At 65.0% G+C, this 25,379-nt stretch carries 24 protein-coding genes; 7 read left to right on the forward strand and 17 right to left on the reverse strand.

The genetic code is table 11. From position 1 onward, the window contains the following. The first annotated feature begins 2 nt into the window (after nt 1-2). Nucleotides 3-1,172, forward strand: coding sequence for a hypothetical protein (locus BcanWU425_RS30385; RefSeq protein ID WP_204513807.1), 1,170 nt, complete (start codon nt 3-5; stop codon nt 1,170-1,172). A 158-nt stretch (nt 1,173-1,330) separates the two neighbouring features. Here the strand turns inward: BcanWU425_RS30385 and BcanWU425_RS30390 are convergent, their stop codons facing one another. The 3 genes from BcanWU425_RS30390 to BcanWU425_RS30400 all read right to left on the reverse strand — a co-directional run bounded on the left by BcanWU425_RS30390 (nt 1,331) and on the right by BcanWU425_RS30400 (nt 2,933). Then, the gene (locus BcanWU425_RS30390; RefSeq protein ID WP_204513806.1) at nt 1,331-1,819 is read right to left on the reverse strand and encodes a VOC family protein; all 489 of its coding nucleotides are present in this window, start codon (nt 1,817-1,819) and stop codon (nt 1,331-1,333) included. A gap of 41 nt (nt 1,820-1,860) precedes the next feature. Then, complete coding sequence (locus BcanWU425_RS30395) at nt 1,861-2,289, reverse strand: VOC family protein (protein ID WP_204513805.1); 429 nt, start codon at nt 2,287-2,289, stop codon at nt 1,861-1,863. Between the two features lie 131 nt (nt 2,290-2,420). After that, the gene (locus tag BcanWU425_RS30400; protein WP_085349946.1) at nt 2,421-2,933 is read right to left on the reverse strand and encodes a cupin domain-containing protein; all 513 of its coding nucleotides are present in this window, start codon (nt 2,931-2,933) and stop codon (nt 2,421-2,423) included. A 127-nt stretch (nt 2,934-3,060) separates the two neighbouring features. Here BcanWU425_RS30400 and BcanWU425_RS30405 point away from each other — a divergent pair, with 127 nt between their 5' ends. Beyond that, on the forward strand, nt 3,061-3,279 hold the full coding sequence (locus BcanWU425_RS30405; protein ID WP_007606928.1) for a CsbD family protein: 219 nt from the start codon (nt 3,061-3,063) through the stop codon (nt 3,277-3,279). Between the two features lie 58 nt (nt 3,280-3,337). On the opposite strand, the gene BcanWU425_RS30410 is transcribed toward BcanWU425_RS30405, so the two are convergent. From BcanWU425_RS30410 to ggt, 5 genes are all read right to left on the reverse strand, one after another. Then, the gene (locus BcanWU425_RS30410; RefSeq protein WP_085349947.1) at nt 3,338-3,802 is read right to left on the reverse strand and encodes an FKBP-type peptidyl-prolyl cis-trans isomerase; all 465 of its coding nucleotides are present in this window, start codon (nt 3,800-3,802) and stop codon (nt 3,338-3,340) included. Nucleotides 3,803-3,862: 60 nt separating this feature from the next. Next, nucleotides 3,863-6,154, reverse strand: coding sequence for a xanthine dehydrogenase family protein molybdopterin-binding subunit (locus tag BcanWU425_RS30415; protein ID WP_204513804.1), 2,292 nt, complete (start codon nt 6,152-6,154; stop codon nt 3,863-3,865). A 2-nt stretch (nt 6,155-6,156) separates the two neighbouring features. Then, nucleotides 6,157-7,173, reverse strand: a complete 1,017-nt coding sequence (locus BcanWU425_RS30420) for an FAD binding domain-containing protein (protein WP_204513803.1) — start codon at nt 7,171-7,173, stop codon at nt 6,157-6,159. Nucleotides 7,174-7,177: 4 nt separating this feature from the next. Further along, complete coding sequence (locus BcanWU425_RS30425) at nt 7,178-7,792, reverse strand: (2Fe-2S)-binding protein (RefSeq protein WP_204513802.1); 615 nt, start codon at nt 7,790-7,792, stop codon at nt 7,178-7,180. A 169-nt stretch (nt 7,793-7,961) separates the two neighbouring features. Next, on the reverse strand, nt 7,962-9,548 hold the full coding sequence (ggt, locus tag BcanWU425_RS30430; protein WP_204513801.1) for a gamma-glutamyltransferase: 1,587 nt from the start codon (nt 9,546-9,548) through the stop codon (nt 7,962-7,964). A gap of 184 nt (nt 9,549-9,732) precedes the next feature. Here ggt and trhO point away from each other — a divergent pair, with 184 nt between their 5' ends. Then, nucleotides 9,733-10,500 carry an oxygen-dependent tRNA uridine(34) hydroxylase TrhO gene (gene trhO, locus BcanWU425_RS30435; RefSeq protein ID WP_204513800.1) on the forward strand — a complete coding sequence of 256 codons (768 nt, stop codon included), beginning with the start codon at nt 9,733-9,735 and terminating at the stop codon, nt 10,498-10,500. Further along, complete coding sequence (locus tag BcanWU425_RS30440; RefSeq protein ID WP_007606917.1) at nt 10,490-10,708, forward strand: SlyX family protein; 219 nt, start codon at nt 10,490-10,492, stop codon at nt 10,706-10,708. Before trhO ends, BcanWU425_RS30440 begins: the two co-directional genes overlap by 11 nt. Nucleotides 10,709-10,714: 6 nt before the next feature. On the opposite strand, the gene BcanWU425_RS30445 is transcribed toward BcanWU425_RS30440, so the two are convergent. Together BcanWU425_RS30445 and BcanWU425_RS30450 are read right to left on the reverse strand one after the other, a co-directional pair. Then, a complete protein-coding gene (locus tag BcanWU425_RS30445; RefSeq protein ID WP_204513799.1) occupies nt 10,715-12,619 on the reverse strand; it encodes a sensor domain-containing diguanylate cyclase in 1,905 nt (634 codons plus the stop codon). Nucleotides 12,620-12,790: 171 nt separating this feature from the next. Further along, the gene (locus BcanWU425_RS30450) at nt 12,791-13,006 is read right to left on the reverse strand and encodes a hypothetical protein (protein ID WP_007595236.1); all 216 of its coding nucleotides are present in this window, start codon (nt 13,004-13,006) and stop codon (nt 12,791-12,793) included. 110 nt (nt 13,007-13,116) lie between these two features. Between BcanWU425_RS30450 and hemE the strand changes: the two genes are divergently transcribed. Then, on the forward strand, nt 13,117-14,151 hold the full coding sequence (gene hemE, locus BcanWU425_RS30455) for a uroporphyrinogen decarboxylase (protein ID WP_204513798.1): 1,035 nt from the start codon (nt 13,117-13,119) through the stop codon (nt 14,149-14,151). Nucleotides 14,152-14,353: 202 nt separating this feature from the next. Here the strand turns inward: hemE and hemC are convergent, their stop codons facing one another. Genes hemC through BcanWU425_RS30470 form a run of 3 tightly spaced genes read right to left on the reverse strand, consistent with a single transcriptional unit; the run spans nt 14,354 to nt 17,627 of the window. Beyond that, nucleotides 14,354-15,334: a hydroxymethylbilane synthase gene (gene hemC / locus BcanWU425_RS30460; RefSeq protein WP_231188820.1), complete on the reverse strand. Its 981-nt coding sequence runs from the start codon at nt 15,332-15,334 to the stop codon at nt 14,354-14,356. A 25-nt stretch (nt 15,335-15,359) separates the two neighbouring features. Continuing rightward, nucleotides 15,360-16,985: a GMC family oxidoreductase gene (locus BcanWU425_RS30465; RefSeq protein WP_204513797.1), complete on the reverse strand. Its 1,626-nt coding sequence runs from the start codon at nt 16,983-16,985 to the stop codon at nt 15,360-15,362. A gap of 51 nt (nt 16,986-17,036) precedes the next feature. Then, entirely contained in the window at nt 17,037-17,627 is a 591-nt protein-coding gene (locus BcanWU425_RS30470) for a TetR/AcrR family transcriptional regulator (protein ID WP_018455020.1), read from the reverse strand. A gap of 100 nt (nt 17,628-17,727) precedes the next feature. Between BcanWU425_RS30470 and BcanWU425_RS30475 the strand changes: the two genes are divergently transcribed. Next, the gene (locus BcanWU425_RS30475) at nt 17,728-18,093 is read left to right on the forward strand and encodes a nuclear transport factor 2 family protein (RefSeq protein WP_018455021.1); all 366 of its coding nucleotides are present in this window, start codon (nt 17,728-17,730) and stop codon (nt 18,091-18,093) included. Nucleotides 18,094-18,437: 344 nt separating this feature from the next. Next, nucleotides 18,438-20,399, forward strand: a complete 1,962-nt coding sequence (locus tag BcanWU425_RS30480; protein WP_204513796.1) for a putative bifunctional diguanylate cyclase/phosphodiesterase — start codon at nt 18,438-18,440, stop codon at nt 20,397-20,399. 145 nt (nt 20,400-20,544) lie between these two features. Here BcanWU425_RS30480 and BcanWU425_RS30485 read toward each other — a convergent pair whose 3' ends face one another. The 4 genes from BcanWU425_RS30485 to pgm all read right to left on the reverse strand — a co-directional run bounded on the left by BcanWU425_RS30485 (nt 20,545) and on the right by pgm (nt 25,285). Beyond that, on the reverse strand, nt 20,545-21,525 hold the full coding sequence (locus BcanWU425_RS30485) for a PDR/VanB family oxidoreductase (RefSeq protein WP_204513795.1): 981 nt from the start codon (nt 21,523-21,525) through the stop codon (nt 20,545-20,547). A gap of 10 nt (nt 21,526-21,535) precedes the next feature. Then, the gene (locus BcanWU425_RS30490) at nt 21,536-22,288 is read right to left on the reverse strand and encodes a GntR family transcriptional regulator (protein WP_204513794.1); all 753 of its coding nucleotides are present in this window, start codon (nt 22,286-22,288) and stop codon (nt 21,536-21,538) included. Between the two features lie 6 nt (nt 22,289-22,294). After that, nucleotides 22,295-23,344 carry an aromatic ring-hydroxylating dioxygenase subunit alpha gene (locus BcanWU425_RS30495; protein ID WP_198957655.1) on the reverse strand — a complete coding sequence of 350 codons (1,050 nt, stop codon included), beginning with the start codon at nt 23,342-23,344 and terminating at the stop codon, nt 22,295-22,297. A gap of 294 nt (nt 23,345-23,638) precedes the next feature. Beyond that, the gene (gene pgm, locus BcanWU425_RS30500) at nt 23,639-25,285 is read right to left on the reverse strand and encodes a phosphoglucomutase (alpha-D-glucose-1,6-bisphosphate-dependent) (RefSeq protein ID WP_204513793.1); all 1,647 of its coding nucleotides are present in this window, start codon (nt 25,283-25,285) and stop codon (nt 23,639-23,641) included. Nucleotides 25,286-25,379: the final 94 nt, after the last annotated feature.

Below are 25,379 nucleotides of genomic sequence, written 5' to 3' on the forward strand. Positions count from 1 at the left end.
AGATGGCGAATCTCACCAGCCTCAGGCGCTTCATCCTGGCGAGCGTGCTGACCGCCGTGGCTGCGTTTGCGTTTGTCGCGTTCCATGCCCGTCCGGCGGCAGCCGCCGCGATTTGCGAGTCCGAGTGCGGAGGGTCGACGCCCACCCCGGCGCCGAGCTATTCCCCCTCGCCCACGCCGACCTACAGCCCCTCGCCCTCGCCCAGCCCCACCCCGTCATCGTCGCCGAGCCCTTATCCGTCATCCTCGCCGAGCCCGACGCCGACACCGACACCAACCGGCGCGGATTCAAGCGGCAGCTCGATCGGCGGCCTTGCCAATCAGCGCTTCAACCAGATGATCACCAACCGGGTGCTTGGCACGGTGCTGCTCGGGGTCAACGAGCAGATCAATTGCAGCAACTGCGTCAGCGCGTTCGGCTCCGCAGGCTCGTTCTCGGCCGGAATCCACGGCCGCAAGGAGCTGACCAACAATCTGTCGCTGCTCGCCGGCATCGCCTACACGCAGTACAGCGAGGGCGGCTACAACATCACAAGCGCTCCCATCGCCGCGTTCGCGCTGCGCTATGATTTCACCGACTGGGGCTCGTCGCGCCCGTTCTTCGACGTCGGCACGATCCTTACGCCGTGGGAGAAGGCGCGCTATACCCGCAGCTACAACACCAGCCTCGGCCCGGTGAGCGTCACGAGTTCGACCAACGCCTCGAACTACGCCGTCTATGGCCGCGCCGGCTGGATGAGCCGCGTGTCGCCCCGCGACGAGGTCGCCGCCTCGATCGAGGTCTGGCAACTCTGGCAGCGCGTCTCCGGCTATACGGACAGCGCGGTGGCGTTCAATCCGTTCGACGCCAGTATCGCGACCGGCACCGACCGTACCAGCCTGGTCAAGATCGGCGGCCAGTGGACGCATCTCTTTGGCAGCAATATCGAGGCCAACATCAACGGTGGCTGGGTGCAGTCATTCGCTGGCCATAGCGGCATCGTCGCGACCGTGACCGGCGACGGCATGGTGGTGCCGACCATGGGCAACCAAGGCTGGTTCGAATATGGCGGCCGGCTCGGCTTCCGGGTGCAGAAGGGCTGGATCGTCGACCTGTTCGCCAATGGCACGCTCGGCCCGCAGCCGGTGGGTAACACCATCCATGGCGGCGTGGGGCTGCGGATCAATTATTAGCGGCGGGCCTTCGCCTCAGATTCCGCTGTCATGCCCCGGCTCGACCGGGGCATCCAGTACGCCGCGGCCGATCGATTGACCAATGACCGTCTCGGCGTACTGGATCGCGCGGTCGAAGCCGTGCGATGACAGTGAGTGTGTGGTGCGAGCTCACCGGCTCACGCCGCCGACTTGCCTTCGAACGCGCGGCGCAAGGTTTCCACGTCCAGCTTGACCATCTTCATCATGGCCTGCATCGCGCGTGCGGCAGCCGCCTTGTCGGGGCTCGAGAGGAATTCGAACATAACCTTCGGCACGACCTGCCAGGCCACGCCCCAGCGATCCCTGAGCCAGCCGCACTGCTCTTCCTTGCCGCCATGGGCCAGGAACGCATTCCAGACGCTGTCGACCTGGGCCTGATCGTCGCAATGGATCATCAGCGAGATCGCGTGGGTGTATTCCATTTTCATGCCGCCGTTGAGGGCGACGAGGGGCTGTCCCGCCACCGAGAATTCGACGACGAGCACGGAGCCTTCCTTGCCGGACGGGCCATCTGAAACGTTGCGCTGAACATGCGTGATCGCCGAATTCGGCACGAGCGAGACGTAGAACTTCGCGGCTTCCTCGGCATCGCCGTTGAACCACATGCAGGGAACGACCTTGGACATCGTGAATGCTCCTCTTCAGTTGTGATGTTCGCGCGCTCAGATCAGGCGTTCGCCATGTCGGACTGCGCCGCGAAGGCTGCCATGTCCATCCAGTTCACGCCCCACATGTGGCCGTCTGGATCCTCGAAGCTGCGGCCGTACATGAAGCTGTATTCGTCCTTCGGGCTGGGATCGGCCACCCCGCCTGCAGCCGCGGCCCTGCCGACGATATCGTCGACCTCGGTCCGGCTATCGGCGGACAGGCAGAACAGCGCCTGGTTTGAGGTCTTTGCATCCGAGATCGGCTTCGGCGTGAACTGCCGGAATTTCTCGTGGGTCGTCAGCATCGCGTAGATGGTCTCGGAAAAGACCATGCAGCTCGCTGTTTCGTCGCTGAATTGCGGGTTCCTGGTCGCACCGACCGCCTCGTAAAAGGCAGTGGCGCGCTTGAGGTCGGTCACGGGCAGATTGAGGAAAATCATCCTGGGCATCGGAGCTCCTTGGGCGGGGTTCTGCCCAAGGACGGACGGCCAAGCGGCGATCCGACACGGCTTCCGGATCTTTTTTGGAGCCCTGCCCGCGAGGTTCTGTCACACAGAACCCGCTGGCTTTCAGGCGATCCTCACTTCTTCTCGTTCGGATCGCGGTGAATGGGATCGACCCACAGGACGGTCTCGGGCTTCTCGACCGGCTCGATATCGAGGTTGATCGCCACCGCCTCGCCGTCGCTGCGCACCAGCACGCATTCCAGCACCTCGTCCGCGCTGGCGTTGATCTCCTGATGGGGCACGTAGGGCGGCACGAAAATGAAGTCACCGGGGCCGGCCTCTGCGGTGAATTGCAGGCTCTCGCCCCAGCGCATCCGCGCCTTGCCCTTCACCACATAGATCACGCTTTCGAGATGGCCGTGGTGATGCGCGCCGGTCTTGGCGTCGGGCTTGATGCTGACGGTGCCCGCCCACAATTTCTGCGCACCGACGCGCGCGAAATTGATCGCGGCCGCGCGGTCCATGCCCGCCGTCGACGGAACGTTGGTATCGAGCTGGTTGCCGGGAATGACGCGCACGCCGTCATGTTTCCAGCGATCGTGGTGATCGTGGTCATGGTGGGAATGCGAATGGTCATGGCCGGTCATGGGACTTGCTTTCTATTGGTTCCGTGTGCGGCAAACTAACCCAAAGCCGCGACATCGAGCCATAACAAAATCGGAACCCTCATAACCGTCGAACGTTGTCTTGGCGAGCAAACCGCAGGAGAGTTTCATGGGTAGCACGACCGACAAGATCAAGGGCACCGCAAACGAGGCAATGGGCAAGGCCAAGCAGGGCGTCGGTGAAGCCACTGGATCCGAGCGCCTGAAGGGTGAAGGTGCAGTCCAGGAAGTGAAGGGCAAGGGCCAGCAGGCCATGGGCGACGCCAAGGACGCCGCGAAGGACGCGGTTGATCGCGCAGCCGCTGCGGCCAAGCGCGCGACGGAGTAACGGCGTCGCACTGAATGCGAAAAGACCGGCCGAGAGGCCGGTCTTTTTGTTTGCGGGCTTACTTCACCCCGAGCAATTCCACGTCGAACATCAGCGTCGCGTTCGGCGGGATCACGCCGCCTGCGCCCCGGGCGCCATAGCCGAGCTGCGGCGGAATGATCAGCGTGCGCTTGCCGCCGACCTTCATGGAGGCAACACCCTCGTCCCAGCCGGCGATGACGCGGCCCTTGCCGATCGGGAATTCGAACGGCTCGTTGCGGTCGACCGACGAGTCGAATTTCTTGCCCTTCTGGCCGTTCTCGTAGAGCCAGCCGGTGTAGTGCATCACGCAGATCTGGCCCGGCTTGGGCGAAGCTCCGGTGCCGGCGACGCTATCGGTAATCTGCAAACCTGAAGCTGTTGTCATGGTCTTCCCTGCGGTCTGGGCCGAGGCCGTGGTGGAAACGAAATCGGACACGCCGGCGATCACGGTGATCGCGACTGCCGACATGATGGCGAGGAGCATGCGCTGTAAACGCTGCATAAGAGACCTTCCGTTTGAGGCGCCAGGTGTCTAGCGCAACGCTGACGCCGTTTCCACCCCTCACATCTCGATATTTTCGAGCCGCACGGGCAGCTTGCGGATGCGCTGGCCCGTGGCGTGATAGATCGCATTGCAGATCGCCGCATTGGTGCCGACATTGGCGAGCTCGCCAAGGCCTTTCACGCCGGCCGGGTTGATACGGTCGTCCTGCTCGGAGAGCAGGATCACTTCGACACCGGGCACGTCGGCATTCACGGGCACGAGATAGTCGGCGAGATTATCGTTGACGTAGCGTGCATTGCGCTCGTCGATCTCGGTGGCCTCCAGCAGCGCCGAGGACATGCCCCAGATCAGGCCGCCCATGAGCTGGCTGCGCGCCGTGCGCGGATTCATGATGCGGCCCGCCGCAAACGCTCCCACCAGCCGGGGGCAGCGGATTTCATGGGTAAAGCGGTTGACGCGGACCTCGACGAACTCAGCACCGAAGGCATAGGCGATCTTGTCTTTCATCTGATGGCCACCGACGAGCCGCGCGTGCCCGCTGTGCATGGCCGTCAAGGAATCCAGCGGCGCGCCTTCGGGCTTCCACTCGCCGTATTCCTCGACGATGCCGACGCCGAGCGCGTCGAAGGCCCTCTCGAGATCGAGTGGACGATCGCTCTGCGCCGCCTGCGTGCTCGGCGCCTGGCTGATGCCGACAGTCTCCTTGGCCTTGTCAGCGAGGCTGTCGCTCGGCATCACGGCCTTGAACAGCCTTTGGCGAATGCGGTCGCACACCATCATCACCGCCGAGCAGGTGCTGGCAGTCGAGTTCGAACCGCCGGCAACGGGCGCCGGCGGCAGATCGCTGTCACCCAGGAAGACCGCGACCTTCTCCAGGGGCACGCCGAGCCGCTCGGCCGCGGTCTGGGCGATGACGGTATACGCACCGGTGCCGATCTCGTGACCGGCGATCTCGACCCGGGTACGGCCGTCGCGCTGGAGGCGGACGCGCGCGGCAGACGGCGCCATCTGCGTCGGATAGCAGGTGGCAGCACAGCCATAGCCGACCAGCCAGTCGCCGTCCGACATCGATTTCGGCTGCGGCGAGCGCTGCGACCAGCCGAACGCCTTCGCGGCCTCGTCGAAGCACGCCAACAAGGACCGCGATGTATAGGGCTTGCCGCCGATCGGCTCGACGGTGGTGTCGATGATGCGGCGGAGCTCGACGGGGTCCATGTTCAGCTTCACAGCGAGCTCGTCCATCGCGCTCTCCAGCGCGAAGAGATACGGCACCTCCGGCGGCGAGCGCATGAAGCCGGGCGTATTGCGGTCGGCGCGCACGATCGACACCAGACTTGCGACGTTCGGGCAGGCATAGAGCCGCGTCGTCGTCTTGGTGCCGCCGACGCAATAGGCATCCGGACGCGACGAAACCTCCGCGCCGTCGTGCCTCAAAGCCACCAGCTTGCCGTCCCGACCCGCACCAAGCCTGATCTCATGGCGCGTCTCGGCGCGGTAGGTGGCGATGGTGAAACCCTGGTCGCGGGTTGGCACCAGCTTGATCGGCCGGTTCAGGCGTTTGGCAATGCCGGCGATGATGGCAGTGCGGGACGTCATCGAACCGCGCGAACCAAAGCCGCCGCCGACATAGGGATTGACGACACGGACCTTGTCGGCGTCGATACCGAGCTGCTCGGCGACGCCGTTCTTCAGGCCGTAGACGTACTGGCTGCCCTCGTAGACGACGAGCTCGTCGCCCATCCAGGCGCAGCTCGTCGTAAACAGCTCCATCGGATTGTGGTGCTGGGTCGGCGTTTCATAAGAGGCGGTGAGCTTGACCTCGGCCGCGTCGAACGCCTTGGCGAAATCGCCGACCTCCGGGTCTTCCTTGAACTGTGCGTTCTGTCCCTTTGCCGCTGCCGTGGTGGTCCCCGGCGAGTCGAAGCTCGCACTCGGCGCTACGGCCGTGTAGCTGACCTTGACGCGATTGGCGGCCTCGCGCGCCCCCTCGTAACTCTCGGCGATGACGACGGCGATGATCTGGCCGTCATGGGCGATGTCAGCCGATTTCAGCGGCTGGATCGTGGTGCCGGCATAGCCGCCATTGCTGAACAGTTTCGATTCCTTCAGCTTCGGAGCGTTCTCATGCGTGACGATGTCGATCACGCCGCGGACCCGCCTGGCATCGTCGAGATCGAAACTGTCGATGCGGCCCTTGGCGATGGCGCTGGTGACCAGGAATGCGTAGGCAGGATTGTCGAGCGGCATGTCGGACGCATATGTCGCCCGGCCCGTGACCTTTGCGGCCGCATCATAGCGCGGCACGGGCTTGCCCATGTTCGCTTTCGGCTCGGGAGCTGCAGCGGTCATGATCAGATCTCCATCGTTACAGCCTGCTGGAGCGCGCGCGCCACCACGCGCTTGCCGAGCGCGATCTTGAAGCTGTTGTGCTGGCGGCCCCTGGCGTCGGCAAACGCGGCGTCGGCCACACGCTGCGCCAGACCGTCGTCGAATTTCTGGCCCTTCAGCAGCGCCTCTGCCCCGCGCGCCCGCCACGGCACGGTGGCGACGCCGCCGAGCGCGACACGCGCGTCCCTGATCGTGCCATCCTGCACGTCGAGCGCGACCGCAGCCGACGACAGCGCGAACTCGTAGGACTGCCGGTCGCGCGCCTTGACATACACCGAGCGCGGCCAGCGGCCGTGAATAGAGAACGCCGAGATCAGCTCACCGGGCCGAAGCGTGGTCTCGATGTCGGGCGTCCTGCCGGGTGCCTTGTGCAAATCTGCGAACGGCAGGTTGCGCGTGCCGGACCTGCCGGTGATCTCGACCACCGCATCGAGCGCGACCAGCGCTTGGGCAAAATCGCCGGGATAGGTCGCGATGCACTGATCGGACGTACCCAGCACCGCATGCGTGCGATTGACGCCATCCATGGCGGCACAGCCCGAACCAGGATTGCGCTTGTTGCAATTCTCATAGGAGACGTCGCGGAAATAGCTGCAACGCGTTCGCTGCATCACGTTGCCGCCGAGCGTCGCCATGTTGCGCAGCTGGGCGCTGGCGGCAAGCTTCAGGGAATTCGCGATCACCGGGTAGTGGCGCTGGATTTCGGCATGCGCCGCCACGTCGGACATCTTCGCGAGCGCGCCGAGCCGCAAGCCGTCACTGCCGGGCTCGATCGCCGACCAGCCCCGCGCCAGCGGATTGATATCGACGATCGCGGCGGGCCGCATCACGTCCAGCTTCATCAGGTCGATCAGCGTGGTGCCACCAGCGAGCGGCTGTGCTGTAGCCTTCGTCAGCGGATTGTTCGCAGTTGCGGCAGCACTGAGCGCCTGCACCGCCATGTCGGGGTCTGTTGCCCTTTGATACGAAAACGGTCGCATGCGCCTAGCCTTTCATGATCTCGGGCGCGGCCTGCTTCACGGCGGCGACGATGTTGGGATAGGCGGCGCAGCGGCAGATGTTGCCGCTCATGTATTCGCGGATGTCGGCCTCGCTGCCCGCATGCCCCTCCTTGACGCAGGCAACGGCGGACATGATCTGGCCCGGCGTACAATAGCCGCATTGAAACGCATCGTTGTCGACGAAGGCCTGCTGCATCGGATGCAAATGATCGTCGGTGGCAAGGCCCTCGATCGTGGTGATCTCCTGCCCCTCGGCCGCGAGCGCGAGCGTCAGGCACGACACCACGCGCCGGTCGTCGATCAGTACCGTGCAGGCACCACATTGGCCGTGGTCGCAGCCCTTTTTGCTGCCGGTGAGCTTGAGATGCTCCCGCAGCGCGTCGAGCACCGTCGTGCGGGCGTCGATGCGCAGGCGCTTGTCCTTGCCGTTGACCCGCAGCGTGACATCGACAGGAAGCGCCGGATCCTGGGCGGCCGACACGCTCGCATCCTGCGCGGCCGCACGCGCCGTCATGGGGACCAGCGCGCTGCCGGCAACGCCGGCCATGAAGGCGCGCCGATCGAATTCGGACGGTCCGGAACCTGATTTTTCGGACATGGAGGGCCTCCGCCGCTTCGAGCAAGAGCAGCGCACGCCTGCACCGCTCATCGGCCCTTAACCTGAAGCAATGAGCTCCGTTCCGAACGAGAAAGGGCGACGCAGCAAATGCCGCGTCGCCCTTCGTCAACTTTTCCTGATCTCGCGCGGGGAACCCCGTGCGCGGTGGTCAGTATCCGAGCGCGCAACCGTCTTTGCGCGGATCGGAACCGCCGGTGAGCGTGCCCTTGTCCCAGTCGATCCAGATCGCCTGCGCGCCGCCGAGCGGACCGACGACGCTGGTGGTCTTGTGGCCGAGCTTCTTCAGGCCTTCGACAATGGCGGCCGGCACGCTGTCCTCGAGCTGGTACTGACCTTCATAATGCAGGCCGCGCGGCATATCGATCGCCTCCTGCACGTCGCAGCCATAATCGAGAATGTTGGTCACCACATGGGTCTGGCCAACCGGCTGATATTGTCCGCCCATCACCGCGAACGGCATCACGGAACGGCCGCCCTTGGTGAGCAGGCTTGGCATGATCGTGTGCAGTGGACGCTTGTCGCCGGCGATGCAATTCGGGTGGCCGGGCTGGATGCGGAAGCCGCCGGCGCGGTTCTGGAGCAGGATGCCGGTCTTGTTCGAGACGATCGCCGAGCCGAAGGAATGCGCAACCGAGTTGATGAAGGAGCAGACGTTGCGGTCCTTGTCCACGACGGTGATGTAGATGGTCGACGGGTTCATCGGCGGCGCGACGTTCGGCAGGTCGAGCATGCGGTCCATGCGGATCTTGTCGATGTGCTCGTTGCAGTATTCCTTGGCGAGGATCCTGGCGACCTCGATCTGCATATGCTCGGGATCGGCGACATGCAGCTCGCGATGCATGTAGGCGATGCGCGCGGCCTCGGCTTCGAGGTGGAAGCGCTCGATGCTGAGCGGCGCGTATTTCGTCAGGTCGAAACGCGACAGGATGTTCAGCATCAGCAGCATGGTGAGGCCGGGTCCGTTCGGCGGGCACTGCCAGACGTCATAGCCCTTGTACATGGTCCCGATCGGCGTCGTCGTCTCAGTGGTGTGCGCGGCGAAATCGTCGAGCGTGTGCAGGCCGCCGATCCCGCGCAGGGTCTCCACCATGTCTTCCGCGATCGGGCCCTTGTAGAAGGCGTCGCGGCCGTCCTTGGCGATCGCCCGCAGCGTCTTGCCGAGCTCGGCCTGGCGGATGACGTCGCCGGCCACCGGCGGCTTGCCGTGCGGCAGCAGATACCGCTCCGTGTTGGTGCCGGCCTTCAGCTTCTCGAACTGGTTCTTCCAGTCGAAGGCGATGCGGGGGGCGACGACGTAGCCTTCCTCGGCCGCCTTGATCGCGGGCTGAAGCAGCCGGTCGAAGCCGAACTTGCCGTGATCGCGCAAGACGGTTGCAAAGGCGTCGATCACGCCGGGGATCGAGACCGCATGCGCCGAGGTCAGCGGCACGGAGTTGATCTTGCGCTCGAGATACCAATCGGCGTTCGCCGCCTTCGGGGCGCGGCCGGAGCCGTTATAGGCGATGATCTTGCCCTCGCCGCGCGGCTGGATCAGCGCAAAGCAGTCGCCGCCGATGCCGGTCGATTGCGGCTCGATCACGCCGAGAATGGCCGAACCCGCGACGGCCGCGTCCACCGCCGTGCCGCCCTCGCGCAGCACCTCGATCGCGGCAAGCGACGCCTGCGGATGCGAGGTCGCCACCATCGCGTTGGTGGCGTGGACCGTGGACCTGCCGGGGAAATGGAAGTTTCTCATCGAATTCTGCTCTCATTGGGCGTCTGGTGCGGATGGCGCGCCATCTCGGAAAAACCGGGCCTACATGACACATTCCGGCCGGCCGGGGCAATGCTGGCATGCCAGGGAAATGGCTGCCATCCGCCGGGAATAGAGCTGCTCGATGCGGGTTTTCCGGGCGAGCCCCGCCTGCTAAACGGGCGCCATGATTTACAAGGTCGCCGCCTTCTACCAATTCGCCGCCCTGCCCGATTACCGCGAGCTGCGCGAGCCGCTGCGCGCGTTCTGCGCCGGCCTGAAGCTAAAGGGCAGCGTGCTGCTCGCGCAGGAGGGCATCAACGGCACGGTCGCGGGCGCGGGCGAGGCGATCGACGCGCTTACCCAAGAGCTCGCTCACGGCGACATGTTCGGCGGCAGGTTGAACAATCTCGAATTGAGGTTCTCGACCGCCGAGAAGATGCCATTCGGCCGGCTCAAGGTGCGGTTGAAGAAGGAGATCGTCACGCTCGGCGACGAAAGCGCCGACCCGACGCGGCAGGTCGGCACCTATGTCGATGCGGCCGAATGGAACGCGCTCATCGAAGCGCCGGATACGCTGGTGCTCGACACCAGGAACGCCTTCGAGGTGGCGATGGGGACGTTCGAGGGCGCGCTCGACCCCGGCATCAGGAGCTTTGGCCAGTTCAAAGATTTTGCGGCCGAGCAGCTCGATCCCGCCAGACACCGCAGAATCGCCATGTTCTGCACCGGCGGCATCCGCTGCGAGAAGGCGAGCGCACACCTGCTCGCGCGCGGCTTTGCCGAGGTCTATCACCTCAAGGGCGGCGTTCTCAAATATCTGGAAGAGGTGCCGGAGGCTCAGAGTCGCTGGCGCGGCGAATGCTTCGTGTTCGATGAGCGTGTCGCGCTCGGCCACGGTTTGCAAGAATGTGGATTGCGCGAACGGGACAAGGACGCGGCACGTGACGAATGAGATCAAGACGCTCGGCGAGCGCATCGACACGCTGGAGACCCGCCTCGCCTATCAGGACGACGCGATTGAGACGCTGAACCAGACCATCACCGCGCAGTGGAAGCAGATCGACGCGCTGACGCGGAGAATCGCAGAGCTCGGCGAGCGGCTGCAGGAGGCCGAGGCGAATGCGCCGGGAGCCGCCAATGAGCGTCCGCCGCATTATTGAGCGGGCTTACTGACCGGACGCCTTGAGAAGAAGGTTACTCACCTCGCCCGACATCATCAGCCGGTTGCGCCCGGCCTCCTTGGCGGCATAGAGCGCCTGGTCGGCGGCCTCGACCAGCGAGGCGACGCCGGCCGTGCGCTCCAGCGCCGGCCGGCACGCAGCACCGCCGAGCGAAGCGGTGACGCAGCCAGCCACATGGTTGCTGGTGTGGACCAGGCCCGCATCACGGATCGCCCGTCGAATCCGGTCGCCGATCAGGGCGCAGCCCGCAGCGTCGGTGTTCGGCAACAACATGGCGAACTCCTCGCCGCCGTAACGCGCCGCAAGATCGCCGGAACGCTGCGCCTCAGCAGCGATGATCTGGGCCACCTGCCGGAGGCAGGCATCGCCCGCGGGATGGCCGTAGTCGTCGTTGTAAGACTTGAAGTGGTCGACGTCGATCATCAGCAAAGAGAGGCTGGAGCGCTCGCGATAGGCACGCGCCCACTCCTCCTTCAATCGTTCATCGAAGCGGCGGCGATTGGCAAGCCCGGTGAGGCTGTCTTCGATCGCGAGCGTTTCGAGCCGGGTCTCGAGCTTCTTCTGCTCGGTGATGTCGCGCGAGATCGCGACCACGCCGTCGACGCGGCCATTCTCCTTGCGGGTCACCCGCATGGTCGATTCGAGCCAGACTTCCGAGTTCTGCCGGTGCACATTGCGATAGGTGACCCGCGCCTCCTCCGCATCGCCGCGCTTCATGGCGTCGACGAGGGCCTGGACCTGCGGCCGGTCGTCCGGGTGAATGCCGGCCAGCGCGAGGGTACCGATCAGTTGATTGGCGCGCCAGCCAACGACGCCAATCGATGACGGCGAGACATAGCGCAGCCGCTCGTCGAGCCCGATACGGGTCACCATGTCACTGGAGCCTTCGGCAAGCAGCCGGAAATGCGCTTCCTTCTCGACCAGCGCGGCCGCCATACTCTGGCCCCGTTGCAGCTGCCGCACCAACACCGCACCGATGATCGCGATCAGCATGACCAGCGCGAGCACGTAGAGCATGCGGGAGATCGCCGCAGCACGCCAGGGCGCCAGCAATTCGGCCTTGTCGACGGTGGCGAGCAGGACCAGCGGATAACGGCCGGAGCGCTTGAAGAAGCTGACCCGGTCGGCACCGTCGAGCGGCGACTTGAAATGGTAGGCGCCGCCCGGCCGCTGCAAGGCGGTATCGCGGAACAGCGGCGTATCGGCAACGCTGCGACCGACGAACCTGTCGTTGCTGGGGTTACGCGCGATGATCAGGCCGTCGCCGTGCGTCAGCGCCACCGAGCTGTTGCGGCCGATCTCGAACTGTTCGTAGAAATGCGAGAGATATCCCGAGCTGATGGTCGCGAGCACCACGCCGCCGAAGCTGCCGTCGAGCTTGTTGAAACGGCGCGACAGGGTCACGACCCACTCACCGTCGAGCAGGCTCTTCACGGGACGGCCGACATGGGGCTCCCGTTTCGGCGAGAACTGGTGATATCGGAAGAACGCGTCGTCGTTTAGCGTCGAGCCGATCGTGCCAGGCGAGGTCAACCAGTTGCCGCGCTCGTCGATGATGGCGAGGCTATGGATGCGCTCTATCGCCTTCTTTCGCGCCTCCAGCAGGTTTCGGAGCTTGGCGATCGTGGCCGGCTCGGTGCCGTCCATCTCCAGCCGGCTGACGACGCCGACGACGCCTGAATCCAGGAGATCGAGGCTGTCCTCGGCATGTTGCGTCAGCGAGCGCGCAACGTTCGCCATTTCTGCCTCGGCGCCTTTGAGCACCGCGTCGCGGGCCGCCCATTCCCGCCAGCCGCTGACGCCGAGGATGGCCACGCAGGTCAGCGCGACGAACGCAGCCGCCCGCAGCGGCAGGCGGCTCCATCCGGCTCTTTGGGTTACAGCACTCATGCAGCAGAATTCTCCGATGACCGGAAACTCTGCTGCTTCTGTTATTGAACTCTGAAACACCGGGAGAAATATGCAGTGATGTCCCCGGCTTTCCGTAGTCGTACGGACGCCGGAATCAGCGCATCGCTAACAAGGCATTAGCAAACCTATCGGAATCCGGCGCTCTCCGCCTTAGCTGAAGATCGCCTTAACCTTGTCCCAGAGCGAGGGATTGTCGGCCTCCGCATCGGCCTTCGAGGGCGTCGGCTGGGCGGCGCTCACGGGGTCGGACGCCGGGAAGGTATCTTTCAGACCGGCGTCGAGCTTGGCGTGGCGGTCGGCGGCGAGCGCTTCGTGCAGATCGTCGGCGTGCTTGTCATGCGGCGCGGGGTTGAATGTCTCAGCCATGGTCTCGTCCTCCGTTGGCTGGTCAACGCGGCCCAATTGCGCTTGGTTCCCCTGTTCCGCTTCGGGCCGTGGCGGTGTATCAGGAGCCCTAACCATCTTCAGGACCGTTCGTGCCCCAGTCTGCGACCAAACCATTCATCGACGTCCTCTCCGGCCCGCGGCAGGTCGTTCCGCCGGTCTGGATGATGCGGCAGGCCGGCCGTTACTTGCCCGAATATCGCGAGGTGCGCGCCAAGGCCGGCGGCTTTCTCGATCTCTGCTTCAACCCGGAGCTTGCCGCCGAGGTGACGCTGCAACCGATCCGGAGGTTCGGCTTCGATGCGGCGATCATCTTCTCCGACATCCTGGTGATCCCCTATGCGCTCGGACGTTCCGTGCGCTTCGAGGTCGGCGAGGGTCCGCGGCTCGAACCGCTGGATGATCCCGCCAAGGTCGCAACACTGGCGAAGCACGCCGATTTCGGCAAGCTCGCGCCGGTGTTCGAGGCCCTCAAGATCGTGCGCAGCGCGCTCGATCCCAAGATCGCGCTGATCGGCTTCTGCGGCGCTCCGTGGACGGTGGCGACCTACATGGTCGCCGGCCAGGGTACGCCCGACCAGGCCCCGGCGCGGATGATGGCCTACCGGCATCCGGAGGCGTTCGCCGAGATCATTGACGTGCTGGTCGAGAACTCGATCGAATATCTGCTGGCGCAGCTTGCGGCCGGCGCCAACGCCTTGCAGATCTTCGACACCTGGGCCGGCGTGCTGCCACCCTCCGAGTTCGCGCGCTGGTCGGTCGAGCCGACCCGGCGCATCGTCGAAGGCGTGCGCGCCAAGGTGCCGGACGCCAAGATCATCGGCTTTCCGCGCGGTGCCGGTGCGCAACTGCCCGGGTTCGTCGAGGCGACCGGCGTCAACGCCGTCAGCATCGACTGGACCGCGGAGCCGGCCTTCATCCGCGAGCGCGTGCAGAGCAAGGTTGCGGTTCAGGGCAATCTCGATCCACTGGTGCTGATCACAGGCGGCGCCGCGCTCGACCGCGCGGTCGACGACACGCTGGCGAATTTCGCGCAAGGGCGGTTCATCTTCAATCTCGGCCACGGCATCCAGCCGGAGACGCCGATCGCCCATGTCGAGCAGATGCTGAAGCGGGTTCGGGGCTGATTTATTTTGCGCCTGGGGAGCGGAAAAACAAAAAAACGCGAAAACAACCCCATGCACAGTAGAGAGGCCACGCCCGATCAATGACTTAGGGCGGACTGAAATCAGGTGCGCCGTCATCGCATCAGAGCGCGCCAACATTTGACCCGTCGGGCAAAACAGGCGCATGATGCCATCATCCACCGATGCCCGCCTCGCGGCCGACTTAGCGCGGCCGGCTGCGCTCGATGATCTCCGCGGCGCCCTTGGCCAGCAGATCCAGTCCCACCGCACGGCCGAGTTCGCGTGGGCGATTGGTGGGGCCCGAACGCAAGGCTTCGATGATGGTGTTGCCGGAGAGATCGAGCACGGACGCGGTGAGCGACATCTGATCACCCGCAATGGTCGAAAAGCCCGCCACCGGCGAATTGCAATGGCCGTTCAGCACCCACAGCACCTCGCGCTCTGCATCGGCGCAGGCGTGGGCAGCGGGATCGTCGATCGATGCGAGGATGCGACGCGTCTGCCAGTCCTGCGCGGCGCATTCGACGGCGACGATGCCCTGCCCCGCTGCCGGCAGCATCTCGGCTGCGGTAAACTCGTAGGCGATGCGCTGTGAAAGGCCGACGCGGTCGAGGCCGGACCGCGCCATGATGAGCGCATCCGCAGGCCCCACCGCGCCGCCATCCGGCAGGCGCTGCTTCTCGCCATTGTCGAGTTTTCGCACGCGCGTGTCCGCGGCGCCGCGGAAGTGGATGATCTCGACGTCCGGAAACAACCGCCGCGCATAGGCGGCGCGGCGGACGGCGTTGGTGCCGATCTTGAAACACTTGCCACGAGATTGGCGCAACGCCTCCAGCGTCACGCCGTCACGCAGCACCAGCGCGTCGTTGGGAGGATCGCGCGAGAGCGTGGCGCCGATCACGAGGCCGGGCGTGTCTTCGTTGCCGGGCATGTCCTTCAGCGAATGCATCGCCGCGTGGAGTTCGCCCGACAGCACCGCGGCGCGGATCTGCGCCACGAAGGCACCGCCCTTGCCGCCATGGGGCAACAGCTTGCTGGTCTGGTCGAGATCGCCCGTGGTGTCGAACTTGACGATCTCGACGTCGAGATCGGGCATGGCGGCGGTCAGGCGGCGCGCGATCTCTTCCGTCTGTGCCAGCGCCATCGCGCTCTTGCGTGTGCCGATCTTGAATCGCGTAGCCAAGCCCAAATCCTCTCAAGACGCGAGTTTACCGCGCATCCTCCAATATCATGTCGGAGGCCTTTTCGGCGATCATGATGATCGGCGCGTTGGTGTTCCCCGACACGAGATCGGGCATGATCGAACCGTCGACGATTCGGAGGCCTTCGAGGCCCCTCACCTTCAGCCGCTGATCGACCACCGCGAGCGCATCATTGCCCATACGACAGGTCGAGGTTGGATGGTAGATGGTGCTGCCCCGCTCACGGCAATAGTCCAGCAGCTCGGCATCCGTGGACACCTTCGCTCCGGGATCGTACTCGTCGACCACGAACGGCTTCAGCGCCGGTGCATGCAATATCTTGCGCAGGATCTTCAGGCCTTCCACGTTGGTGGTGCGGTCGGTCTCGGTCGACATGTAGTTGATGCGGATCTCCGGCGGCACTGTCGGGTCGGCGCTCTTGATGCGCAAGGACCCGCGGCTTTCGGGACGGAGCTGGCACACCGACGCCGTGAAGCCGGAGAAATCGTGCAGCTTCTCGCCCATCTTGTCGGTCGAGAACGGCAGGAAGTGGACCTGGATGTCGGGCGAGGCCAGCCGCGGACTGGTCTTGAAGAACGCGCCCGCCGTGCCGGCCGCGATCGTCAGCCAGCCTTTGCGGAACAGCGCATAGCGCGCGCCAGCCATGGTGCGGCGGAGCGGATGATTGACGGTGTCGTTCAGCGTGATCTTCTGCGAGCAGCGCATCACGATGCGGACCTGCATGTGGTCCTGGAGATCGTGCCCGACGCCCGGCGCGTCCAGCACGACGTCGATGCCGTGCTTGCGCAGGAGGTCGGCGGGTCCGACGCCGGAGAGCTGGAGCAGCTGCGGCGAGTTGTAGGCGCCGCTCGACAGCACGACCTCCTTGCGCGCACGGGCGCGGCGCAATGTGGCGCCCTGACGGTATTCAACGCCGATCGCGCGGCGGCCCTCGAACAGCACGCGCTGGCCAAGCGCGCCAGTTTCGATCTTGAGATTGCGACGGGCCTTGGCGGGGCCGAGATAGGCCACCGCCGTCGAGGCGCGGCGGCCGTTGCGCGTCGTGGTCTGGAACAGGCCGACGCCTTCCTGGGTGGCGCCGTTGAAATCAGGATTGTAGGGCAGACCGGTCTCGACCGCGGCATCCATGAAGGCCTTCGACAGCGGGTCGGTCACCACCATGTTGGAGACCGGCAGCGGGCCGCCGCTGCCGTGGTATTGATCGGCGCCGCGCGACTGGTTCTCGGCCTTCTTGAAATAGGGCAGCACGTCGTCATAGCCCCAGCCGGCGTTGCCGCGCTGACGCCATCTGTCGTAATCCTCGTGCTGACCGCGGACATAGAGCAGGCCGTTGATCGAGCTCGATCCGCCCAGCGTCTTGCCGCGCGGCTGGAACACCTGACGGCCCTTCAGCTCAGGCTCCGGTTCGGTCTGGTACATCCAGTTGACGGTCTTTTCCTTGAACAGCTTGCCGTAGCCGAGCGGCACGTGGATCCAGATGTTGGAATCCTTCGGGCCTGCCTCGAGCAGCAGCACGCTGTGCTTGCCGTTGGCCGACAGCCGGTTGGCGAGCACACAGCCGGCAGAGCCGGCACCGACGATGATGTAGTCGAATTCAGGGTCGGAGGGTGTCAGGGAGGAAGTTGCGTTCATGCGCTACTGTTCTTTTTGTTGACGGGCGTTTCCAATCATCACTTAGCACGATCATGCAGCCACGCGCAGCGCCTCGACCAGCGACCTGAACGCACGGGCATATTCCGCACCCGCCCTTGCGATATCGGCGCGTCCGGCGCAGGCGACGGCGGCCTCCGTTACCGCGCCGAGCAGCAGCCGGGCCAGCGGCTCGACCGGCTGCCGCGCGATCAGGCCGGCCTCCATCGCCGCCGCAATCGCGCGCGGCAGCTTGCCGCCGAAATGTTTGGCGTCGATCTCGCGCCAGCGCTCCCAGCCGAGCACGGCCGGGCCGTCGCGCAGGATGATCTGGCCGGTCGGGCCCTTCGCGGTCGCGGCGAAATAATGCTGGGTGCCGGCGACCATCGCGGCAAGCACGTCCTTCTCGGCACGGGCCGTGCTGTCGATTTCGGCGACGAGGTCGCGCGAGACCTCATTGAACACCGCTTCGAACACCGCCTCCTTGGTCTTGAAGTGATGATACACCGCGCCCTTGGCGACGTGGGCGGCTTCGGCGATCTCGTCCATCGTCGTCGCGACAAAGCCTTGCGTCCCGAACAGGCGGCGCGCCGCCGTCAGGATCGCCTCCGATGTCGCAGCCCGCCGCTCCGCCTGTTTCGCCATGGGTCTGCTGTAGTCGAAATGGACGAGGACAGCCAGTTGACTTTTCGACCGTCGGTCGGTATTTACCGACCAGCAGTCGGTTTTATTCGTGAGGTGCACCATGCCGAGCCGTGATGTCGTCGAAGCTTTTGCCAAACGATTGGAGGACGGGGATTTCGTCGGGGCGATCCTCGACTACTACACGCCGGACGCCGCCACCTATGAAAACCAGGGCGATCCCGTGGTCGGACGCGACAAGCTCGCCGCCAAGGAGCGCGGCGTGCTGGCAGCCTTCAAGGAGGTCAAGGCGGTGCGCATTGGGCCGAGCCTGATCGAAGGGGATCATGTCGCGACGCGCTGGAGATTCAGCTTCACCAATGCCGAAGGCATCATCCGAACGTTGGATGAGATCGCATGGCAGACCTGGCGGGGCGATCAGTTGATCGAAGAGCGGTTCTATTACGATCCGAAGCAGTTGGGGCGGTGATGCCTGAAGCACAACTGTCATCGCCCGGCTTGACCGGGCGATCCAGTACTCCGAGACAGGCTTGATTGATCCGATAGGCCGCGGCGTACTGGATGCCCCGCCCCAGTGCGCAAGTGCGCACAAGGCGAGGCATGACAGCGGAATTGGTAGCGAACATAGCCTCCCGTCACAGCCGTAACGCGAGGCGCCGCATTTGTATCGATTTGTTATCGATACAATATCGCGAACACGCAGAAGTGGTCAGAGCAATCGTCGCAAGTTTGGATAATTCATAGTTCGTCAAAGGTTTGCAGCGAATTCTCCTGACCGGGCCGGACAAGCGGCCCATGCTGCTAGGCTCTGGAATGCGGACTCAAACGACCAGCTATTTCGCGCGGCTGTTCGCCGGTGATCTGTCGGCCTTTGGCGGTCCCGTAACCGACGAAGCCGTCGCCGGCCATATCCGCGCCGAACAGATGTCGCTGGTGCTCGGCTATTCGGTCGGCATCATGCTGGCCAATGCCTGCAACGCCGGGGTACTCGTCGTCGCGCTGTGGCATTCGCCGGACTTGAAGCTGGCCTTGATCTGGGCCGCCATCGTGGCGGGCGCCGCGATCGCGTTCGGCCTGCAATCCCATGCCGCGCGCCGCATCACCAAACCGCAATTCGTCTCGCGCCGGGCCATGCATCGGCTGGTGCGCAATGCTTTCATCCTCGGCGCCGCCTGGGGCACCGTTCCGGTCGCATTCTTCGTCAATGCCTCAACGGGCGGGCAGCTCGTCATCACCTGCCTTTGCTCGGGGATGCTGGCGGGGGGCGCGCTGGCCTTCGCCACCATCCCGATCGCCGCGATCGCATTCACGGCCCCGATCTTCGCTGGCATCGCGATCTGCCTCGGCAGGAATGGCGATCCGGCGTTTCTGCTGATCGCTTTCCTGGTGGTCGTCTACGGATCAGTGCTGCTGCGCAGCGTGTTCGTCAATTCGATCGCGTTCGCACGGCGCGTGATGCGGCAGATCGAGGCCGAGCGTACGGTGCGGCAGGACTCGCTGACCCATCTGCCCAATCGCGTCGCGTTCAACGAAACGCTCGATGCAGCCTTGAAGCGGCTCGCTCTGTCCGGCGAGGAATTCGCGGTGCTTCTGCTCGATCTCGATCGTTTCAAGGAGGTCAACGACAAGTTCGGCCATCCCGCCGGCGACGAGTTTCTGGTCCAGATCGCGAGCCGCCTGCAACGCTGCACCCGCGCGGCCGAGCATGTCGCACGCATCGGCGGCGACGAGTTCGCGCTGGTGATGGCCAATCGGGCGCGGCCGGAGGATGCGCTCGAGATCGCCGAGCGCTTCGTCGCGGCCTTCGATGAACCGTTCCAGATCGAGGGCCGCCAGATCGTCGGCGCGACCAGCGTCGGCATCGTGCTGGCGCCGCGTGACGGCAGCACGCAACTCGACATCATGAAGAACGCCGACACCGCGCTCTACCGCGCCAAGAAGGCCGGACCTGGCACGGTGTGTTTCTTCGAGGAAGCCGACGACCGCTCGTCACGCGACCGCAAAGCGCTGCAATCGGATCTGGAAGGCGCCATCGCCAGGGACGAGCTGTTCCTGGTGTTCCAGCCGTTCCTCGACCTCGGCGGCAACCGCATCACCGGCTTCGAGGCACTGCTGCGCTGGCAGCATCCCCAGCGCGGGCTGGTGCCGCCGAGCGAATTCATCCCGATCGCCGAGGAAACCGGGTTGATCCACGAGATCGGCGAATGGGTCGTCCGCCGCGCCTGCGCGACGGTTGCCGAGTGGCCCGAAGAGATCAGGGTCGCGGTGAATTTCTCGGCCGCGCAGTTTCACAACAACGGCCTCCTCCAGATCATCGTGCAGGCGCTCGCGGACGCGAAGATCGCCCCGCACCGGCTCGAGATCGAGATCACGGAATCGATGCTGCTGTCGAAATACGCCTCGGCCGCGTCGGTCCTGAACGCGCTGCTGGAGCTCGGCGTCACCGTGGCGCTCGACGATTTCGGCACCGGCTTCTCCTCGCTGACTTACCTGCGCAAGCTGCCGTTCAGCCGCATCAAGATCGACCAGTCCTTCATCCGCGACATGCTGGTGCAGCCCGACTGCGCCGCGATCGTGAAATCGGTGATTGGGCTCGCGCGCGACCTGCGCATCGGCGTGGTCGCCGAAGGCGTCGAGACCGCCGACCAGCTCGAATATCTGCGCCAGATCGGTTGCGACGAGGTGCAGGGTTATCTCATCAGCCGGCCGGTGTCGGCGGATGGCGTTCTGGCGCTGCTTGATCCGAAGAAGTTGCGGGCGACCTACGCGGCGTAGCCACCAAAGCATTCACGGCGTCACGGCCGGGCCTGTCCATCCACACCTACGACATCGCACGAAGAACGTGGATGCCCGGGCCTTCGCCTCGCCGAAGCGGCTCCGACCGCGCAGGCGGGACAAGCCCGGGCATGACGACCTCACCTCAGACCGGATCCGCCCGCAGCAGCGTGTCCACCGTGATGGTGCCGCGGGCGCGCGAAACGCAGGCGCAGATCTTCTGGTTGCTTTGCTTCTGATGGTCGCTGAAGAAGACGTCGCGATGGTCGATCTCGCCGTCGATGGCGACCACGTCGATGGCGCACAGGCCGCATTCGCCGCGCTTGCAGTCGTACATCACGTCGTGGCCGCTGGCGTTGAGGACATCAAGCATCGAGCGCTCGCGCGGGATCTCCAGCTCGACATCGGAGCCCTTCAGGCGCACGCGAAATGTCTCGGTCGGCAGCGTGCCGCTCGAACCGAACGTCTCGTAGCGGAGATCGGGAAGCGGATGGCCGGCGCCGATCCAGGCGTGGCGCGCGGCATCCAGCATCCGCATCGGGCCGCAGAACAGCGCCAGCGTGTCTTTGGGCACCGAGGCGAACAGGGCGTCGAGATCGAGCCGCTTGCCCTCATCGCTGGCGTGAACGACCAGGCGATCACCCAGCGTTGCGGCGAGATCGTCGAGATAGGCGGCCTCGGTGCGCGAGCGCACCGCGTAATGCAGCGTGACATCGGTGCCGCGCCGGGCCAGCGCCTGCGCGGCACCGAGGATCGGGGTGATGCCGATGCCGCCGGCGATCAGGCAGTAGTTTTGGCGTGCCCAATCGACGGCGAGCAGCGAGGCGGGCGTCGTGATGTCGAGCCGCGCGCCCGGCCGTAACGACCACATATAGCGCGAGCCGCCACGCGAGTCCTGGGCGCGGCGCACGGCGATCCTTAGACCCTGGGACGAGGCTTCCCCGACCAGCGAATAGGACCGCGTCTCGGGCTGCCCGTCGATGGTAACGCTGATATTGATGTGGCTGCCGACCGGATAGGCCGTGCCGTCGAACTGGTCGGGCCGGATCAGGAATTCGCGGATGCCGGGTGCGAGATCGCGCATCGAGACGAGCGTCGCCGGAATCCAGGTTTCGATGAAGCGCATGGCACTCCCCTCAATCGGTTGCGGACCTGATCAGCGCGAGCGCCGGCAAGAGGTCGAGATGGGTCCGGTTGCGCAGTGCGAGCCGCAAATTGCGCACCGCGAGCCGCGCATGCTCGCGCATGACCGCTTCGGCGCGGGCGCCTTCGCGGTTCTCGATGGCGTCGATCACGACGCGGTGGTGCTCCTGCCCGATGATCAGGATTTGCTGTGCCTCGGGCAGCGCCGACTGCGCCATCACGAAACCGCTCGGGGACGCAAACGGCAGCGACGAGGCGCGGTCGATCTGCCGGATCAGCGGCGGGCTTCGCGACAATTCGGTGAGCAGGGCGTGGAAGCGCGCGTTCAAAGTGACATAGGACGAGAACGCATCCACCGAGATCGGGACCTGGCGCAACAACTCGTCGATCGCGGCGAGGCACTCCTTCAGCGGCTCGAGCTCGCGCGCGGAGACGCCGCGCTCGGCGGCAAAGCGCGCGGCGAGCCCTTCCAGCGTTCCGCGCAGCTCGATGGAATCAGAGATGTCGCGCTCGGAGAACGCCTTCACCATGAAGCCGCCGGAGGGAATCGCCTCCAAGAGGCCCTCCTCCTCCAGCCGCACCAGCGCCATGCGCACCGGGGTGCGCGAGGCGCCGGTGGTCTCCACCGCCTGGAGCTCGGAGATGCGCTCGCCCGGGCGCAACGAGCCCGACAGGAGCTGGTCGCGCAGCGCGAGCTGCGCCTTCACGGTCTGCGAGACGGAGCGGTCGACCTCGCGCTCGGCCATGTCGGCTTACTCCGCGGCCTGAAGATGCTGCGGCGGATTTTCCTTTGCCACCATCTTGTCGATCAGCTTGCGCGTCCACATCGCGCCGGCGTCGATGTTGAGATTGTAGAAGATGCGATCCGGGTTCTCGTCCATCGCGCGCTGCTGCGCCTCGAGGATCAGCTCGTCCTCGTGGAAAATGCCGGAGACGCCCTCGCGGATCTCGGTAGTGATGCGCTGCTCACCGAGCTGATAATTGCGCACGAAGGCCCAGAAATAGTGGCAGGTCTTCTCGGTCTCCGGCGTGATGGTGTTGAGCACGAAGCCGTTGACGCCTTGCGAGCGGTCGCCTTCGGGCGCGCCGGTGCCGGTCGGCGCCACGCCGACGTCGATGGCAATGGTGCACGGCGCCTCGAAGCGGATGATCTGCCAGCGATCGACGAGCCCGGACTTGCCGAGCTGCTTGGCCCAGAACGGCGGCGCCTCGATGCCGCGCATCCAGCGCGTCACCGTCACCGTCTTCTCGCCATGGGTGACGTCGAACGGCGCCTCCGCAACCGCCTCGTTGCCGATGGACGAGCCGTGCACGAACGTCTCATGGGTGAGGTCCATGAGGTTGTCGAGCACGAGGCGATAGTCGCAATTGACGTGGATGGTCTTGCCGTCGCCGGCCCAGGCGGGGTCGTGATTCCAGTGCAGGTCGGGCACCAGCGCAGGATCCGCCAGCGCGGGATCGCCCATCCAGAGCCAGATGTAGCGATGACGCTCGACCACCGGATAGGCGCGCACGCAGGCCGACGGGTTGATGGTCTCTTGCGAGGGCATGAAGGTGCAGCGCCCTTGCGCGTTGTACTTCAGGCCGTGATAGCCGCAGACGACGGTGTCGCCTTCGAGCCTACCCTTGGACAGCGGCACCAGGCGGTGCCAGCAGGCATCCTCCAGCGCAGCCACCGAACCATCGGCCTTGCGGTACATCACGACGTGCTTGCCGCAGATCGTCCGCGGCAGCAGTGCCGGCTTCACATCGGCGTCCCAGGCGGCGGCATACCAGGCGTTCATCGGGAAGGGTTTTGTCACCGGTTCACTCCAAGGCTTGTGGATACGTTATGTATACAATAGCGGAGGAATGGAATCGTTCAAGGGCGGATGGGAGCGTATTATAATACCTTTATCTCGCATTGTGTATACAAATCTGTTCCGCTGTCATTCCCCGCGAAAGCGGGGAATCCAGTACTCCGCGGCGGTTGTTGGTTTACTCAACTGGCGCCACGGCGTACTGGATCACCCGCTTTCGCGGGTGATGACACCTGTTGATGCGGCGAGTCTCCCCCCCCCCGGGGGAGCAGTGGCAGCGGCGCTTTGGCTCGACGACTACGCCCCGAACACCTTCGCCAACCCTGTCTGAGCCTCCTGCTGAATCGCCTTCAGGTGCTCGGGGCTGCGAAAACTCTCCGCGTAGATCTTGTAGACGTCCTCGGTGCCTGACGGCCTTGCGGCGAACCAGCCGAAATCGGTCTCGACCTTGATGCCGCCGAACGGCTGGCCGTTGCCGGACGCCTTGCTCAGGGTGGCGCGGACGGGATCGCCGGCGAGATCCTTCAGGCCGAGCTGCTCGGGCGTGACGGACTTCAGGATGTTTTTCTGCGGCGTGGTGGCGGCGACGTCGATGCGCGCGTAATGGGGCACGCCGAACTCGACGGTGAGATCGTTGAAGAGCTGGCTCGGATCGCGGCCGGTCTTGGCCATGATCTCGGCCGCGAGCAGGCCGAGGATGATGCCGTCCTTGTCGGTGGTCCACACCGTGCCGTCGCGACGCAGGAACGAGGCGCCTGCACTCTCCTCGCCGCCGAAGCCGAAGCCGCCCGTGAGCAGGCCGTCGACGAACCATTTGAAGCCGACCGGGGTCTCGACCAGCTTGCGGCCGAGTTTTTTCGCGACGCGGTCGATGATCGAGCTCGACACCACCGTCTTGCCGATCGCGGCGCCCTTGCCCCAGTTCGGGCGGTGCGCGAACAGATAGAAGATCGCGGTCGCGAGATAATGGTTCGGATTCATCAGGCCGCCGGTGCGCGTCACGATGCCGTGGCGGTCGGCGTCGGTGTCGTTGGCGAAGGCGACGTCGAAGCGGTCGCGCATCGCGATCAGGCTCGCCATCGCGTAAGGCGAGGAACAGTCCATGCGGATCTTGCCGTCCCAGTCCACCGCCATAAAACGGAACGTCGGGTCGATCGCCTCGTTCACCACGGTCGCCTTCAGGCCGTAGCGCTCGATGATCGGATGCCAGTAATGCACGGCGGCGCCGCCGAGCGGATCGATGCCGATATTCACGCCGGCGGATTTGACCAGGTCGAGATCGACCACGTTGCCGAGATCGGCGACATAGGGTGTGACGAAGTCATAGGCGTGGACGTTCGCGGCTTTGCGTGCCCTGGCGTAGTCGATGCGGTTCACGCCTTTGAGGCCGTCGGCGAGATAGGCATTGGCGCGCTTCTCGATCACGGAGGTCGCGTCGGTGTCGGCCGGTCCACCATGCGGCGGATTGTATTTGTAGCCGCCGTCCTCGGGCGGATTGTGCGAAGGCGTGACGACGACGCCGTCGGCAAGGCCGGAGGTGCGGCCCTTGTTGTAGGTCAGGATCGCATGCGAGATCACCGGCGTCGGCGTGTAGCCGCCGTCCTTGTCGATCATGATGTCGACGCCGTTGGCCGCGAACACCTCGATGGCGCTGACCAGCGCCGGCTCGGCCAGCGCATGGGTGTCGATGCCGATAAAGAGCGGACCGGTCAGCCCCTTTTCACGTCGGTAATCACAGATTGCCTGCGTCGTCGCGAGGATATGGCCCTCGTTGAAGCTGGTTTTGAACGAGGTGCCGCGATGGCCGGAGGTGCCGAACGCCACCCGCTGCGCGGGATCGGCGACATCAGGCTTGCCGGCGAAATAGGCCGTCACCAGCCGCGGAACGTTGGTGAGCGCGTCCGGCGAGGCCTGCTTGCCCGCCGCGGGATGAACATCAGCCACTGGATATACCTCGTCCTGTCGTAGAATTGCGCGATACCATAGCATCGGCCAAGCCCCCGCCAAGAGCACAACACCCGCGATGGGGCGGCCGTTC

This window comes from Bradyrhizobium sp. WU425, assembly GCF_021052305.1.
GTDB classification, from domain to species: domain Bacteria; phylum Pseudomonadota; class Alphaproteobacteria; order Rhizobiales; family Xanthobacteraceae; genus Bradyrhizobium; species Bradyrhizobium canariense_D.